The following is a 17,341-nucleotide window of genomic DNA, read 5'->3' as shown; positions in this document are numbered from 1 at the left end:
ATGGGTTTAGCTGATACAGATCGGATGTATATGTGTATTGATTTAAAGAGCTTTTACGCATCCGTAGAATGTGCCGATTTAGGTGTGGATCCCTTTACAACACCATTGGTGGTGGCCGATAATTCGCGTGGCAAGGGGGCGATTACATTGGCCATCTCTCCAGCGCTTAAAAAGCTAGGCGTTAAAAATCGGTCTCGCTTATTTCAAATTCCTTCACATATTGAATACATCACGGTAAAGCCTCATATGAAACGGTATATGCAGGCGTCGGCGCAGATTTATGGGACGCTACTAAATTACATATCCCCTGAGGATATTCATGTGTATTCTATTGATGAATACTTTATAGACATCACGCCATATACGAATTTGTACAAGAAAACGCCTCGTCAGTTGGCTCAACTCCTGCTTGATGCGGTACTCGAGGCTACTCATATTTACGCTACTGTTGGCATTGGGACTAATTTATTCCTCGCTAAAATTGCCCTTGATATACTGGCGAAGCATGCGCCGGATTTTATAGGGTATCTTGATGAAAACCTTTTTAAAGAGCAAATTTGGCATCATCAGCCCATTACGGATATTTGGCAAATCGGCAGCGGTATTGCAAACCGCTTACGTAAATTTGGCGCCTTTGATTTGCATGGCATCACCCAAGTACCGGAACATAAACTGTATAAGGAATTTGGTGTGAACGCGGAGCTGTTAATCGATCATGCGTGGGGTCGTGAGAGCTGCACTATTGCCGATATTCACGCCTATAGACCGTCTAAACATTCCCTTTCACAAAGCCAAATTCTATTGCGCAATTATACGGCTGATGAGGCGCGATTGCCCATGCGAGAAATGGTGGAGTCCTTAGTCCTTGAACTGTTACAGATTAAGGCGGTTACAAAATGTATTCATGTTCATATCGGCTATGCAGCAGAGGATCTAAAGTCCACTGGTGGATCCAGAACCTTAGCACATTATACGGACTCATTTCAAGAGTTATGTCCAGCTGTACTAGCCTTGTTTGATAAATATAAACGGCCTCATGAGTTAATACGACGCATTGCCGTTAGTTTTGAAGCTTTAGTTAATAAGGCCGCTGTACCGACTGAAATGGACCTGTTTAGTAATGCATTAACGGATACAGCAGAGCAAGAGGAACATATACAGAAAACCATGCTGAATATTAAAGGACGTTTTGGTAAAAATGCTATCCTTCGTGCATCTAGCTTGCAAGAAGAAGGGACCATGCAGTTTAGAAATACATTGGTAGGCGGTCATAATGGAGAGTAGATTTTACAATAGGAATTGATGTATTGCGTGAGGGAAGGTATACATTCATGAAACATCGGATGTCGCGCTTGCAACGGGCTAAACAATTTATGCCCTTTGCGGCGTTAAAGGGATTTGAAACATTGCTGGCAACCGTAGCACGGCCTAAGGAGTCTCGTGTAGAGTTATCTGAGGATCAACTAGAGGAATTAAATCGTACAATCCAATCATTAACAGACGGAAATTTTGTGCGAGTCCTATATTACAACGGTCATTGTTATACGGAGTTGGTGGGCGCCATAGAGATGATAAATAAGACGGCCCATACTATGTCTATAGAGGGGGTTGAGATTACCTTTAAAGACATAAAAGAAATCAATCTTTATGAATAGAAATAGTCAAAACTATAACGTAAGAATATAGAATTAGCCCATGCGTATAGGTGATACGTATGGGCTGTTTTACGTCTTATTGATTTTGATAATTTTTCTTGACATATCGTATAGATTCTATTAAAATAACATATGAGTGAATATTCATATGTTATTTTAATTCATATAGGATGAAAGCTTTCTGTGCTTTCAAATATAGATAAAGGAGATATCATGGAAGAAACATTACTTCTAAAGGATTTGAACTGTGCGAACTGTGCAGCGAAAATCGAAGATCGTATCCGTAAAATGGATGTGGTAGAAACAGCTAATTTTACACTTGCTACACATCAATTAAAATTAACTGGGTCTTGGGAGGACCGTGAGGCTCTTAAGCGTGACATTCAAGACATCTGTGATGCTATCGAAGAGGGCGTAACAGTAGCTGATTACGAGCGTAAATCTAAAGCGGCTGTGGATGATGGCCGTGAAAACAATCAGGACAATGACGCTGTAACAATTGCAGTTATCGTAGTAGGTCTATTATTTATGATCTATGAAGCATTGACTTCCTTTGTTCCATCGATCGGATTGCCAGAGAGCATTGAAACTCCGATTTACTACGTGGCTTATGTACTCCTTGCTTTTCCTGTATTGCGTACAGCAGCGCGTAATATCTTAAAGGGTGAAATATTTGATGAAAACTTCTTGATGTCTATTGCTACATTAGGTGCCATCGCTATCGATGCATTACCTGAAGCGGTTGGTGTTATTTTATTCTACCGTATCGGTGAATTCTTTGAAGAAAAAGCAACAGATCGTAGCCGTACAGAAATCATGAACGCTGTAGATATGCGTCCTCAAGAGGTGCGCGTCGTAGATACATGCGGCGGTGGCGAAATTGTAGTTATGTCCCCTGAAAAGGTTGAGGTGGGCTGGACTATTGAAGTTCGTCCTGGCGATTTGATTCCTCTAGACGGTACGATTCTTGAAGGTGAAACTCGCGTCAATACGGCTCCTGTAACCGGCGAACCAGTACCTGTTCGCGCAGAACCAGGTACACAATTGATGTCTGGCTGCATCAATGAAACTGGACGTATTACGATGCGCGTCGATAAGGTTCTAGAAGAATCCATGGTTACTAAAATTCTTGATGCTGTTGAAAATGCAGCTGCATCGAAACCTAAAATCGATAAATTCATTACGCGCTTTGCTCGTGTATATACTCCAATCGTAGTAGCCCTTGCCCTTGCTGTTGCGATTATTCCATCCCTCATTACTGGCGAATGGCATAGATGGATTTATACAGCCTTAACATTCCTTGTTATTTCTTGTCCATGTGCATTGGTGCTAAGCGTGCCACTTGCATTCTTCTCCGGTATTGGTAACGCATCCAAACATGGCATCTTGCTTAAAGGTGGTCGTGTTATCGAAGCATTGGCTAATGTGAAAGCAGTAGCTCTTGATAAAACAGGTACTATTACATCTGGTGAGTTCAAAGTTCACAACGTAGAAACTGTAGGCTCCCATGTAAGTTCTGGTCAATTATTATCCATGGCGGCAGCTATTGAAGCTGTATCTACACATCCAATTGCAACAAGTATCGTTGCTGAAGCAAAAGATCAAGGTCTTACAGTGGAACCTTCCGATTTCGTTCAGGAATTAGCTGGCGAAGGCATGGTAGGTATGGCAGATGGTCAACAAGTACTTGTTGGTAACCGTCGCCTTATGGAACGCTATGATGTACAAGGCTATCCAACAGAACCTGCTGAATACGGTACAGAAGTTCTTGTAGCCGAAGGTAATACATACCTTGGCCGTATTATCATCGCCGATGAAGCTCGTCCGGATTCTGCTGAAGCGATTGCTGATCTTAATCGTCAAGATATTAAAACTGTTATGCTTACTGGTGATGCTGAAGCAAGCGCTAACTATATCGCCAAAGAAACGGGTGTAAGCGCAGTACGTGCTCAACTATTGCCTCAAGATAAATTGTCCGTTGTTCAAGATATTCGCTCTGAATATGGTCCTACCATGTTTGTAGGCGATGGCATCAATGATGCGCCAGTTCTTGCTGGTGCTGACGTAGGTGGTGCGATGGGTAGCGGCGCTGATGCGGCTATCGAAGCGGCCGACGTTGTGTTCATGCGTCCATCTTTGACCGCTATTGCACATATTCTTGATTTATCCAAATCAACATTGCGCGTGGCTTGGCAAAACGTTGTATTCGCCATTGCTGTTAAAATCCTTATCATGTTGCTTGGCATCTTAGGCTATGCATCCATGTGGTGGGCTGTATTTGGCGATACAGGCGTATCCATCCTTTGTATCTTAAACTCTGTCCGCATCTTGAGTAGAAAATAATACTGATAGATAATAAACTGCTCCTACATTGTATTAGGCAATGAGGAGCAGTTTTTCTATGTAAAACTTTCACAAGAGAATTGAATAGTACACCTAAATAGTATATAATTTTAAAGATGAGATACAGTATTTTCGCTCGGAAGGAGGGATAACATGATTACGGTGTACAAGCACATAGAAGAAGAATTAGTAGCCGATTACACGGTATCAGATGCCACAAAAGGTTCATGGGTAAATTTGGTGAACCCAGACCCCGATGAGTTATCCCTTATCAATATCCTGACGGAAATTCCTACAGACGTATTAAAGACCGCCCTCGATATGGAAGAACGTTCTCACGTGGAGTTAGAGGACAATTATATCTTTGTTGTTATCAACATTCCTGTTGTTCGCGGCAATGATATGTACGATACGGTGCCACTTGGTATCTTTTTGACGCCAGATTTCTTTATTACCATCTGTTTAGAAGAATCTGAAGTGCTCTATCCGTTTATTTCTAATCAGATTTCTACGTTCTATACGTATAAAAAGACTCGTTTCTTGTTCCAAATTCTATATCGCACGGCGACCATGTTCTTGCGTTACTTGCAACAAATCAACCGTCGTACCGACGATATCGAAGTCCAATTGCGTCATACTACAAAGAACAAGGACTTCTTCCAATTGTTGGAATTACAAAAATCCATGACATACTTTACGTCCGCTTTGCGTACGAATGGTACCGTTATGGAACGTTTATTGCGCTTGCGTGGTCACAGTTCCTATAAACACCTTCTCAAGATGTATGAGGAAGATGAGGATCTATTAGAGGACGTTATCATCGAGAATAAACAGGCCATCGAAATGGTTGAAATGTATTCTAATATCTTGATGAACATGATGAACGCCTTTACATCCATCATTTCAAACAACCTTAATATGGTTATGAAAATGTTGGCAGCCTTGACGATTACCCTGGCCGTACCGACCATCATCTTTAGCTTGTGGGGGACCAACGTGCCATTGCCGTTTCAAAACGATGAAAATGGTTTCTTCGAGGTTGTGGGCATCTCCGTGGCCTGTTCCATCGTGGCCATTATTGGCATGTGGAAAAAAGATCTTTTCTAAGATAATAACTATAATAGATATGCTGAAAGCTGGCTTTAGGCCAGCTTTTTTGTCTCTCATATAAGTAGTTCTACATGGGAGATATCTGAGGTTACCTCTATTCAATTGTTGCACACTTCAATACAAATCTGCTATAATATACCATTATGGAGAGGTGTCCGAGTGGTTTAAGGAGCTGGTCTTGAAAACCAGTGACTCCGCAAGGGGCCGTGGGTTCGAATCCCACCCTCTCCGCCATTCAATTTTATACTTATAGTATCAAAAGCAGTATTACTGGTCATTTGACCGACCGCTTGGCTATTGCCACTCTGAGTCGGGCGACTAGTAGTACTGCTTTTTTGTACGCTTTATTAATAGATAACCTTAATTGTCACTACATTTGCAAGTGGCTAGATAGATACTTCAGCAAGTAACTAGCACATATAAAAAAGACGGTATTCGCAGTACCGTCTTTTTTCTTTTGCGTTAAGCAATGTTAGTTATTCATTTCCTTAGTCAACTATTATAGTACATCGGATACTTAATTTTGTAAAGTATTAGATATTCACTCATTATGTTTGAAAAACTCTTTCTATTTATAGTATGATAGCTCTATATGTTATTTTTCTATAGAAAGGAGCTCGTATGAGTAGAATTGGTTTCTCGCGAACTCAGATTTTAATTCTCGTCAGCGTTTGGCTAACGTTTTTGATTAGCTTTGTTATGCGCCTATCCTGGGCGTCATTGATGCCGATTGTCAATGAAGCATTGAATTTTACGCCACAAATGGGGACGACCTATTTATCCGCCTTTTACATGGGCTATGCCATCATGGTATTACCAGGTGGTATCTTAGCGGATAGAATCGGCTATCGATATACTATATTAGTTAGCTTACTCGCCATGGCAGTTATTACCGCATTGATGAGCACCATTGATAATTACACCTATGGATGGGTGTTGCGTTTCTTACTAGGTATTGTATCGGGGCCTGTACAGGCCTCTTGCTTGAGTGCCATTGGGGATTATTTTGGTCCTAATCAACGTGGCGCAGCCGTTGGTATTTTCATGTCTTGTACATCACTTGGGGTGACGACTGTAAATTTATATGCCCCTTATGTAGCAACTAACTATGGTTGGCAAAATGCATTCCTCTTAACTGCTATGTTGCCAATTCTTATCTTTATACTTAGTTACTTTACAGTGCGTAAGCCAAGTGCTGAAATTCTAGCTCAACGTGAAGCGGAGGCTCATGTCGAAGCGGTTCCTGTAGGGGAAAAGCCATCCATAAAAGAAAACTTGATTCACGTGTTAAAAAATCGCAATATTCGTTGCCTTGCGTTTGCTGGCTTTTTCGCTACCGGTGCTACATGGGCGGTGGCTCAATGGTCAAACTTGTACATGGTAAAACAACTAGGGGTTAACGCCATCTATGCAGGTCATGTTATGTCCGCTTTTGGCTTGGCTGCACTTATTGCAAAGCCAACCATCGGTATTTTATCCGATATTTTGCCGATTAAGAAAAATCATTTAACGGCACTCGTTATGTTCTTATTTGGACCGGCCTTAATACTCTTTGCGAGCACCACAAACCCAGATATGCTCTTTATTACAGGTCCAATTCTTGGTATTGGCGCATTCATGCACAGTGCGTTGACGAATGCTCTCGTTGTACAATCAGCAGAACCTCACTTGCGAGGCACTACGGCAGGCTTTGTAAACTTATTTAATCAAATCGGTGTTATGTTGGCGCCTATGATTTTAGGTAGTATGCTAACTGCAACTGGTAGCTATAAATCTGCATTGATGACCCTTGCTATTGCACCAGTTATCGGTGCCGTTGCCTTGTTCTTTGTAAGACTAAAAAAATAAATTTCCCTTGTGAAAGCCATAAAACAAACCCTCATCAATAACGATGAGGGTTTTCGTGTTTCTAAATGTTTTTGTAAATAATAATTAATGAGGACCTTGACCACCGCCACGGCCACCATCTCCGCGACCACCGCCATTACGACCGCCGTTGTCACGATTACCATCGTTGTGATGACTATCGCGATTAGGGCTATTAGGCGACATGTCAGCATGACCGCGTCCATGACCATTATCGTTAAGATTCCGGCTATCACGATTCTTGTTATCTTTAAAACCTTGAGGGCCAGGAGGTCCTTGTCGATCTGGAAGAGCCATATTTTGATTAGATGGTTGGAATTTACCCGTTTGAAGTGCATTTAAATTTGGTGAGAAGCGCCCACGGTCACCTAAGCTATCTGGGTTAGGTCCGCCTACATGACCTGGTTGCAAGCTTGGTTGCATATTAGTTGGAGGTGCTGGAGGTGCTGGTATAACACGATCCATTGGTGTAGAAATAACAGCATCTGTAGGAGGCATGAGACCAAATAATACGGCCCGTGTTTGTTGATCGACTACAGGAGGGAATACTTGAGGTGGAATATATGGATTATCATATGTATAGGTAATCTTTTCCATCTCTTTAGACGTATTATAGATAAATTCCCCAATGCGTTGTGATGGGCTATTTGGCGCCGCCACATGTTGTCCATAATCCTTTGCTAACCGTTGTTGCGGTAATGTATCGATAGGATACCCATTTTCCGCATAGAATGTTGGTTTAGATATTTTCCACGCAGTCATCGTTACCGGTGCATTAGGTTGTTGTCTATAAAATGTGAAGTTTGTATCATAGTCTGCAATTACGTTATTTTTAGTGTATAAGCTCAATAGTCGAGCCTGTACCGTTTTATAATTAGAAGCCGTCTGTTTTGTATGAATTGAGCTAAGGTCGACATACATATGCTCGGTATCGCTAGAATACGCTAGCTGATACTGAGTGGGCTTTTGCTCTATTTCGTATTGTGATATGGCAAATCCCGATTGCGAGGTACACAATAGGGTTCCCACGAGAGCTAATAAATATTTCATTATAATTCTCCTCTCCATGTGAAAAAAGTGTACCATGGTGTACTTAAGAATACATGAAAATGAGTAACATATTGTACTTTATACATATATATTTTACAATGTAGATGAATTAATGTACAGGGAGGAATTTATGAATATAATATGTTTTGGAGATAGCATCACCCGTGGATATGATGTGAGAGACGGTCTCGGCTGGGTTGAGCTATGTAGCGCCGCACTACCCGCATATCATATGGAAAATCACGGCATCGATGGACTATCTGTGCAAGGTTTAATCAATTATTTAGAATCCTGGTGTATCGACAAGTCCTATGAGGAGAATCGATATATATGCATTATGTGTGGTACAAACGATATTTTGCAAAATCGCGATAGTGACTATGTATATAACAAGCTCATTAAAGCCGCTACCATAGCTAGTGACAAGGGTCATGTTATCATGGGCCTTGAAACACAAATCGATAGTGAAATGGACGGCCTTAATCATGTGGTAGTGGAAGTAAACCGTCGTCTACAAGAATATGCAAGAGAACATGGCTTACAAACTATCGATTTTTACAGCGTCCTTCATGAAGCCGATCAAATAGGACAAATCGTATTTGCAGGAGAGGTTCATCCAAATGAGCGGGGCTATCGCTTAATGGCCTATAAGGCATTAGAAACATTTACACGATTATAGTAGAAAAGAGCACGTTCCCGTAGGATGTGCTCTTTTCTTTATGTGTAGTGCTCGACATAAGTCGTACACTGGAGGTCTATTATTTTTGTTTGGATGTTTTGTCAGCTGCAGCGTGTGCAGAAGCTGCGATAGCGTAAGCGGTACCTTTTACAAGTTCATAAGTTTCACCACTGTTACCAGAAACCGTTACAGCTGCTACCGTATCATCAGTAATTGCGAACATAGCTGTTGCATATGGATGTTGTGCACCATTTGGAACTGTTACTGCGCCGGATTTTACAACGATGAAACGACCGTTATTGTTGTATACATCGTAATTAGCAGCTTGTTTTACGCCATCATAGCTTTCATTATAAGCAAACAATGTGGAAACTTCACCCAATGTTACTTGTCCAGATTGTTGCATAGCGCGTAATTTAGATGCCGCTACGGATGTAGGTTGTGTCATATTAACAGTAACACGTAAGGATGTGTTGTTTACAATTGCTTCTGTAATAACATTTGTTGTAAATACATTAGCGATGCCATTACCAGCACGGTTGTAAGAACTTGCAGTTTTAACTTGGTAACCATTTGTATAAGCTGGTAAATCGAATGTATAAGAACGGCCATTCAACAATACATCAAATGCGTTCAATTGGTTATTTCTGTATGTGGATACATAACCGCTGCCGCTTTTGCTGAAAGTAAGTGTAGCTGGTGCATCTACAGCTTGTTGTTGAGGTGCATTAGGGCTTGGAATTGGATCCATGATTTGCATGCCTACAACTGTTGTTTGTGGAGCCACGAAGATTGGGTCGCCTAATTCTTTGGAAACAGGCATTTGTTGGCTCATATCACCTGCTGTATATGGTACAGCTGGTAATGGGGAATAGTTAGGACGTGGAGGCATTGCTACATAGCTTGCTTGTGCAACAGGTGCACTGTTTATAGGTGTGTATTGATATTGAGCTTGTTCTGCTGCAGCGCGTTCATAAGCGCGTGCATTTGCATCCATAGATGCGGCAAATGCAGAAAAAGAAACTGTTGTTGCTGCCAATACAGCAAATGCCGTTGCAATTCGTTTTGTATTCATAATAAAGACTCCTAATCTCACATTTTTACAAATAACACTTCATCTATGTTTCATTATACATGATGAGTGTTAATATGTAAATAAAATATAAACAAATTTAATTTTTTTAATTTTTGTAAACAGAATAAGGGAAAAATGAGAATTTGTCAAATACAATTTTAATATTCCATGGTGTACAATAGTATATATATTTATATGTCGTATAAAGTATCCGTGCTATATATTTTGTTTTAGGGATGATGAAATATAAGCAAAACTACTAAATATAAGCATTGTTGTGGGAGGTAGTATGAGTATTACCATGTATTATGGTCGCGCTGGTTCCGGTAAGACCCGTGCCGTATATGAACGCATTCGACAAGTTATCACTGAATGCCCAGGTGACCCTATTATTTTGCTCGTTCCAGAGCCAGCCACCTATCGCGTGGAACGGGAACTTGCGGAATTTATGCCTCAAGGAGGCTTTACGACGGTCCGCGTCGTTGGCTTTGGCCGATTGGCCTATCAGGTATATCAATCGATAGGCAATGTAAAGGCTCAGCAACAGAGTATATCTCAATTGGGGAGAACCATGTTGCTAAGCCTTGTGATGAAACGAAAAGGAGCTGAATTAGGCCTGTTGTCGCAAGCCGCTAAACGGCCAGAGTTTTCAGCGGTATTGCAAGGTTTATTTTCCGAGTTTCGCTCATTTCGCATTGGACCTGATGAATTAGAATCTGGTGCACAGCGCGTATCAAATGGTGTATTACAGAAAAAGCTACAGGAATTGGCACTATGCATGTCGGCCTACGAAGAGGAATTGCAGCTTCATGGGCAAATTGATGGGGACCCTATCATGGACCTTGTTCATGCATTGCCACAGTCTCCATTGATGGAAAACTGTCATGTCTTTGTCGATGGATTCCACTGGTTTACACCGGTTCACTTTGAGCTGTTATATATGCTCTTTGATCTTGCTGTAGAATCTGTAATCACCGTCGATTTACCAGCTGACCCTAAACGTATATTGGCTAATAAAGGTCGTCATGGCATCTTTAATCGCTCCGTTGAAATCTTGGAAAATCTCCATAAGGAATATGGAACGAAATTGTCCTTTCAGTCTTTTACAGGGCATAGAGGGACACCTGTGTTGCAATCTTTAGAGGAAAATTTCTTTCACGGTAAGCACAATACTACGGCTGAACATATACCGCTTGTAAGTGCCTATAATCGGGAACGCGAAGCGGATTGGGTGGCTCGTGATATCCTTTCCTATATTGAAAGCAGCCCTAATGCACGCTACCGCGATGTATGTATTATGCTCCGTGAATCGGAGACCTATGGCGATACATTAGAGAAGGTATTTACCCGCTATGGGATACCTCATTTTGGAGACCGTCAACGACCTATGAATAATCATCCGCTTGGAGAATTGATGACGGACTTGCTCGGTATCGTTAAGCATAGTTATAGTCGAGATGGTATGTTTCGTTTATTAAAAACGGATTTGACGCCTCTTACTCGTGAGGAGGTAGATGAATTAGAAAACTATGTTCTTGAGTTTGGTATTGACCATTTACAGTGGGAACGGGATACTTGGTCCTATATGCGCCGCGTATCGGGGCTTTCAGACGAGGAACAACCGGATGCACTGAGACGTGAGCGTGTGAATGCATCGAGACAGACCATCATGGATATTTTGATACCTTGGTTTGATTTTGCCGCGTCCAGCGACGCGCATACAGGTGTGGAATGGTGTAAACACATCTACAGAGTCCTCGAAGAATTACAAGTGCCTCAGCGCCTCTATGAATGGTCCTTAGAAGCTGAGCGAGATGGCGATTTAGAATCCAAGGCCAGTCACGAGCAAATGTACAATGCGGTCATCGGATTCCTCGATGAAATGATGGTCCTCACCGATACGGAAACATTGACGTTAGATGAAATGATAGCCCTCTTAGAAGAGGCCCTCGATAATGTTCATTACTCCATGATTCCTCCGTCTCTCGATCACATAGCGATTACAACCATAGAACGGGCGTACAGTCAATCGTGGCCTCGGGTCTATGTGATGGGTCTTAATCAAGGTGTGTTCCCACAAAACATGGGCGATGAAGGTTTGATTAAGGATAGAGAACGAGAAGCATTGGCTGAGGCGGGTATCGTTCTTGCAGAAGGCGCCTTGCCGAAGGCGTTTAATGAAAATTTCCTTCTTTATTTAGCGATGACGCGGGCCGAGCAGCATTTAACCATATCCTATGCAGGTTCCAATGATGAAGGGGAAGGACTTGAAAGTTCCCTCGTCATTAAACGATTACAATCCCTCGGTTTCTGTACGTCCCCTATAGAGGTTCCTTTCACCATTCAAGATGGTACAGAAGATGAATACTTATGGCGTCCATACCAAAGTCTATCCCTATTATCTGAACGTTGGGGCGCTTTGTTTAGTGGCGTACCTGTGTCACCACTATGGTGGGGCCTTTATAACTGGGCTCGCCATGATGGGGCCTACAGACCACGCTTAGAGGACGTGAGCCGTGGTATTCGCGACAATAATGATGTACCTGTTATTGCGCCGGAATTAGTAACTGGTCTGTTCCTCAAACGAGGCTATATGTCTGGGTCGGTAACGCGCCTTGAAAAATATCGTCAATGTCCGTTTAAATTCTATGCTCAATATGGTTTGAAATTAGAGCCTCGCAAGGTTCGTTCCTTTGGAGCCCCTGAAATTGGTACCTTTTTACATGCCAATTTGGAGCGGTTAGGAACGCAACTATTATCCGAGCATAAGCAATGGCGCGATTTAGACGAAACGGCACAACAAGAATTATGTGCCCGCGTAGCAGCGGATATATTAGAAGAAAACCGTTATGATGAGGATGAAAAGACAGCCTATGATAAGGCTATTGAAGAGCGCGTTGTGAGAACATTACAGAAAACGGTATCGCGCCTTGTCGATTGGTCTAGCCGGTCCTCCTTTGATACGATGTATTTAGAACAGGACTTTGGACGTCCCAATGGGTGGGACTCCATTAAGGTATCCCTTGGAGAGGACCGTTATTTACGCTTAGTAGGGCAAATTGACCGTATTGATGAATATAATCGTGATGGTCATACGTATGGCATGGTTATCGACTATAAATCGGGTAGTACATCGGTTAATGCACAAGAAATCTATTATGGCCTAAAATTACAATTGATGACCTATCTGTTGGCATTAGAATCGGCTTATAAGAAACACCATGATCAACCGATGACACCGGCCGCTGTGGTGTATACGTATGTAAAAAATCCACGAACGCCAGCGGGTGAGCCTGTGTCTTATGAAGAGGCCAAAGCCTTGGCGGATACAAATGGGGCCCTTAATAATAAAGGGTATTTTACAGACGATATCGACATGTTGGAAAAGATGGATAAAAATTTGCTCACCTATAAGAGCAAGGGCCCTTATGTGCCCGTTCGTATTACCGGGAAGGGAACCATCCATTCTGGGGATATGAAAATTGTTAAATCCTCTGGCGACTTTGATATCATGTGCCGCTATACGGAATCGATTATGGCGGACACCGGCTCTGCCATCGGTAAGGGTGAATTCCCCATTGCTCCGTATCAGTTGAATAAGGCCATTCCTTGTTCCTACTGCGATTACAAGACGGTGTGTCGCTTTGATAATGAGCGCAATCAATATAATTATTTGAGTGCTCTAAATGAGGCGAACGCTCTTGAAAAAATGCGCCATGCCCTCAATGGTTCATCTGGACAGACTGAGGCTAACGCTGATTTTTGTGAAAGTTCTAATACCGATAGCTCTATGACAGGAGGTGACGACAATGGGCGTTAAATGGACACCGGAGCAGGAATCTGCCATCATGTCCCCAAAGGATAGTAATTTAGGGGCCCAAACCTTGCTTGTCGCCGCTGCTGCTGGTTCTGGCAAAACGGCGGTTCTTGTAGAGCGTATTATTACGCGGTTAAAAGATATGGAGAATCCTTTATCCGTACAAGAACTGATGGTTGTTACCTTTACAAAGGCTGCTGCCGCTGAAATGAGCGCTCGTATTGGCGTCGCCTTAGCTAAGGCCATGGAATCCACCGATGATAAAGCGTTACAAGCGCGCCTAGAGCGACAGCTTAATCTATTGCCATCGGCACATATTTCGACATTGCACTCCTTCTGTCAGTGGGTGATTCGCTCTTATTTTTATAAACTAGATATTCCTCCTACAGCCCGCATTGGCAACGAAGCGGAAATGGCCCTCTTAAAACAAGAAGTGTTAGAGAACCTTTTGAAAGAGGCTTATGAACATAATACATATGGTATTTTTGACCTATCTGATTTCTTTAGTGATGATAAATCTGATGCAGGGTTGCAAGATAAGGTGCTCAGTCTCTATGAATTCGCCATGTCTCAATCGAATCCTGACGGGTGGATGCGCCATGCCGTAGAACCATATAAGGCCGCTCAAGAGCAGGATTTACGAGATACCTTATGGGGCCGTGCTATGTGGAATGACCAACAGGCCGAAATCGACCGCATTGCAGACCGCATCGAACAGATGGAACCTTTACTTGAAAGTCCTGTAGGCCCTAAGAAATGGGACAAGGTGTACCAAGAACAATTAGCCGCATTAGCCCAATTAAAAGGGGCAGAGACCTGGTCCGATATGGTCGACGTATGCCGTAATTTAGATACCTTTACAAAAGCAAGTTTTACAAGCCTTGGCAAAGCCTTAGAAAAGGGAGAAGTCGATGGTGCGTTAGCAGACGAATTTAAATCGCTAGGCTCTCAAAACAAGGATAGCTTAAAGGGTATGAAAAACGGTCTATTCCATATTGATGAATCCGTTCTGCAACAGCAATTTAAAGACCAATATCCGCTCATTCATAACCTTGTAGAATTGACTATCGCCTTTCACAAAGCCTATGACGAGGCTAAAAAAGAGCAAGGCATCATGGACTTTAGCGATTTGGAACATCTCTGCTTGGCACTCCTTGTGGAACCAGGCACAGAAGATGATCCAAAACCATCCGAAGTGGCCCTTGAGTTACAGGATACGTTTAAAGAAATTATGGTGGACGAATACCAAGATACGAATGGTGTACAGGAAACCATTATTAACCTCATTTCCCGCGTGGATAATCGTTTTTACGTAGGCGATGTGAAGCAGGCCATTTATAGTTTCCGTATGGCGGATAGTTCGTTATTTATGAACAAGTATAATACGTATGGGCTCATGAATGATGCCGTTGAGCGCCGCATTGATTTGGCGAAGAATTTCCGGTCTCACGAAAATATTTTGGCCACTACGAATTTTATTTTCTACCAAATTATGACCCAAGAGGCAGCGGAGCTTGATTATGGAGAAAAAGAATCGCTTATACCGGGCCGTATCGTAGAAGAGGCTCCATCCGATTGGGTGGGCGGTGCTGTAGAATTACATCTCTTGGATACGAGCGATACGAATCGTTCTGACGAAACCGATGGTGATTCCGAAACCGCAGGCGATGAACCGGAGAACAATGAGCGAGAACTGGATTTTATCATCCAAAAAATCAAAGAATTACACGCCTCGAAGAAACAGGTGCAAAATGCGGATGGCTCGTTCCGCCAAATTCAATGGCGTGACTTTGCCGTACTGCGTAGGTCCCTTGCTGGGTGGGGTACACGGGCCGTAGCAGCTATGCGCCAAGCCGGTATTCCAGCCGTTGTTAATGAACGAGATGGCTATTTTGAAGCGCAAGAAATCCAATTGCTCTTATCCTTGTTACAAATCATCGACAATCCTGAGCAGGATTTGCCGATGGCCGCCGTATTGCATTCAGGACTTGTAGGGCTTGATGCCAATGAACTCGGTGCATTGCGCCTTACCAGGGACGGCTCTTTATGGTCTGTTATGCCTCTCTATGCAGAACAGGCTCAAGATGAACGATTGTTGCAATTCACCGCTCATATCGAGCGTTGGCGCACATTGTCTCGTCGTCATGGTGTAGCAGATCTATTGTGGGATATTTACGAAACATTAGATTACGTGAACTACGTAGGCGCCATGCCGAATGGCCTCGTGCGTCGCGCCAATGTGATGGCCCTCTATGAACGGGCTAAAGGGTTTGAATCCTCCGGATTCCGAGGGCTCTTTAGGTTCCTTCGCTTTGTTGAAAGCTTACGCGATAGCAATCAAGATATGGCCGTTGCCAATGTAGTTACCGAAGCAGATGACGTGGTGCGCCTTATGACCATCCACAAGAGTAAGGGCCTTGAATTCCCTGTTGTATTCCTGTCTGGCGTACAAAAGAAGTTCAATACCATGGACTTCAATTCACCATTATTGGTCGATAAAAATGGCGGTATCGGATTAAAGGGTTATTACCCAGACATTCGCGTATCCTATCCGTCCATGCCGTGGCTCTATTGTAAATCCATTAAATCGGATGCCATGAAAGCCGAAGAACAGCGTATCCTCTACGTTGCATTGACACGGGCACGGGATAAGCTATTCTTGATCGGATATATTAACAAGGAAATCAAAAAGGAAAAGGGCATTGGCGCTCATATAAAACATGCGGCCTTGACGCAGACCCAAGCATTAGGTGCCGATCTAATCAAAGCTGGTAATTCCTATTTGCATTGGCTACTCATTGCCTTTGCCCGTCATCTAGATGGGGGTACACCACTTCGTAATATCATTGAACTCGAAGGAGAAACAAATTTTGATTTGCTGGACCGTCAATGTCAGGTAAAGGTAGAGATTCATGATGGTTCTCTCTATGGAGATTTAGATTACAAGGCTGATGTGGATGAAACGACCATCAATACGGTTCGCGTATTAGGTAAGGTAAATGATGTAGAATTGCCAGAGAAAATCGTACAGCGCTTTGCTTTCACCTATCCAAATCTTGTAGCAGCCAAGACGACGGCTAAGATTTCTGTTAGCGAATTGAAACGACGATTTGCCGAACGTGATGCGGAGGCAGTATCGGCTACGGTATTAGATACAAGTATTCCTGCTATTAGTGAAATAGAGATAGCCGATTCCGTATTTGGACGCAAGCCGATGGCCATTGCTGACGCTGAGGAAATTGTAACGGGTGCGCAATGGGGCACATTGATGCATGAAGCGATGCAATGGCTACCTGTTAAAAAGTATACGCAAACATCCATGACAGATATGCTCGATTCATTGCAAGCAGAAGGTAAATTTAGTGATGAGGAACGCAGTCTATTAAGTGATCGTAGCTTATATGGATTCTTTAACTCTGATCTTGGACAGCGTCTCATTGCATCAAAACGAGTGGAACGAGAATTGCCGTTTAGCATGCTCTTTGACGGTAATCAGGTATATCCTGATGTAGAGAATGGTGAGCGTCTATTCTTACAAGGTATCATCGATACGGCCTTTGTAGAAGATGATCAATGGGTCCTCGTGGACTATAAGACAGACCGCGTTAAGAGTGGAGACGAGCTCATTCGTCGCTATAAAATACAAATGGACCTCTACAAAGAGGCCCTAGAACGATTGACAAATATGCCTGTGAAAGCAAGTTATATTTATAGCTTCCGCTTACATGAAGCGGTCCTGTTGTAAG

Annotated in this window: 10 protein-coding genes and 1 tRNA gene; 9 read left to right on the top strand and 2 right to left on the bottom strand. The window is 42.7% G+C overall.

The genetic code is table 11. The annotated features are described in order from the left end of the window. The 6 genes from VIHSUH07_RS01930 (at window position 1) to VIHSUH07_RS01905 (ending at window position 6,956) form a co-directional block, all read left to right on the top strand. Window positions 1-1,284 carry a Y-family DNA polymerase gene (locus VIHSUH07_RS01930; protein ID WP_105083685.1) on the top strand — a complete coding sequence of 428 codons (1,284 nt, stop codon included), beginning with the start codon at window positions 1-3 and terminating at the stop codon, window positions 1,282-1,284. A 47-nt stretch (window positions 1,285-1,331) separates the two neighbouring features. Continuing rightward, window positions 1,332-1,655 (top strand): YolD-like family protein, encoded by a 324-nt coding sequence (locus tag VIHSUH07_RS01925; protein WP_233187791.1) that lies wholly within the window; start codon window positions 1,332-1,334, stop codon window positions 1,653-1,655. 213 nt (window positions 1,656-1,868) lie between these two features. Further along, complete coding sequence (locus VIHSUH07_RS01920) at window positions 1,869-3,998, top strand: heavy metal translocating P-type ATPase (RefSeq protein ID WP_105083684.1); 2,130 nt, start codon at window positions 1,869-1,871, stop codon at window positions 3,996-3,998. Window positions 3,999-4,151: 153 nt separating this feature from the next. Then, window positions 4,152-5,105: a magnesium transporter CorA family protein gene (locus tag VIHSUH07_RS01915; protein WP_005378032.1), complete on the top strand. Its 954-nt coding sequence runs from the start codon at window positions 4,152-4,154 to the stop codon at window positions 5,103-5,105. A 148-nt stretch (window positions 5,106-5,253) separates the two neighbouring features. Then, window positions 5,254-5,342: transfer RNA gene (locus tag VIHSUH07_RS01910), tRNA-Ser, on the top strand. Between the two features lie 387 nt (window positions 5,343-5,729). After that, on the top strand, window positions 5,730-6,956 hold the full coding sequence (locus VIHSUH07_RS01905; RefSeq protein WP_105083683.1) for an MFS transporter: 1,227 nt from the start codon (window positions 5,730-5,732) through the stop codon (window positions 6,954-6,956). Window positions 6,957-7,040: 84 nt separating this feature from the next. Here VIHSUH07_RS01905 and VIHSUH07_RS01900 read toward each other — a convergent pair whose 3' ends face one another. Beyond that, a complete protein-coding gene (locus VIHSUH07_RS01900; protein WP_105083682.1) occupies window positions 7,041-8,024 on the bottom strand; it encodes a hypothetical protein in 984 nt (327 codons plus the stop codon). A gap of 130 nt (window positions 8,025-8,154) precedes the next feature. Between VIHSUH07_RS01900 and VIHSUH07_RS01895 the strand changes: the two genes are divergently transcribed. Next, window positions 8,155-8,703, top strand: a complete 549-nt coding sequence (locus VIHSUH07_RS01895; protein WP_105083681.1) for an SGNH/GDSL hydrolase family protein — start codon at window positions 8,155-8,157, stop codon at window positions 8,701-8,703. Between the two features lie 79 nt (window positions 8,704-8,782). Here the strand turns inward: VIHSUH07_RS01895 and VIHSUH07_RS01890 are convergent, their stop codons facing one another. Then, the gene (locus tag VIHSUH07_RS01890; RefSeq protein WP_105083680.1) at window positions 8,783-9,778 is read right to left on the bottom strand and encodes a hypothetical protein; all 996 of its coding nucleotides are present in this window, start codon (window positions 9,776-9,778) and stop codon (window positions 8,783-8,785) included. A gap of 289 nt (window positions 9,779-10,067) precedes the next feature. Here VIHSUH07_RS01890 and VIHSUH07_RS01885 point away from each other — a divergent pair, with 289 nt between their 5' ends. After that, the gene (locus tag VIHSUH07_RS01885) at window positions 10,068-13,598 is read left to right on the top strand and encodes a PD-(D/E)XK nuclease family protein (protein ID WP_105083679.1); all 3,531 of its coding nucleotides are present in this window, start codon (window positions 10,068-10,070) and stop codon (window positions 13,596-13,598) included. Then, window positions 13,588-17,340, top strand: a complete 3,753-nt coding sequence (gene addA / locus VIHSUH07_RS01880; RefSeq protein WP_105083678.1) for a helicase-exonuclease AddAB subunit AddA — start codon at window positions 13,588-13,590, stop codon at window positions 17,338-17,340. The genes VIHSUH07_RS01885 and addA overlap by 11 nt, the downstream gene beginning before the upstream one ends. Window position 17,341: the final 1 nt, after the last annotated feature.

Source organism: Veillonella sp. T34266-5 (genome assembly GCF_002959815.1).
Taxonomy (GTDB): Bacteria; Bacillota; Negativicutes; order Veillonellales; family Veillonellaceae; genus Veillonella; species Veillonella atypica.
Note: the sequence above shows the minus strand (reverse complement) of the source record. Positions and strands in the feature narration are given on the sequence as shown.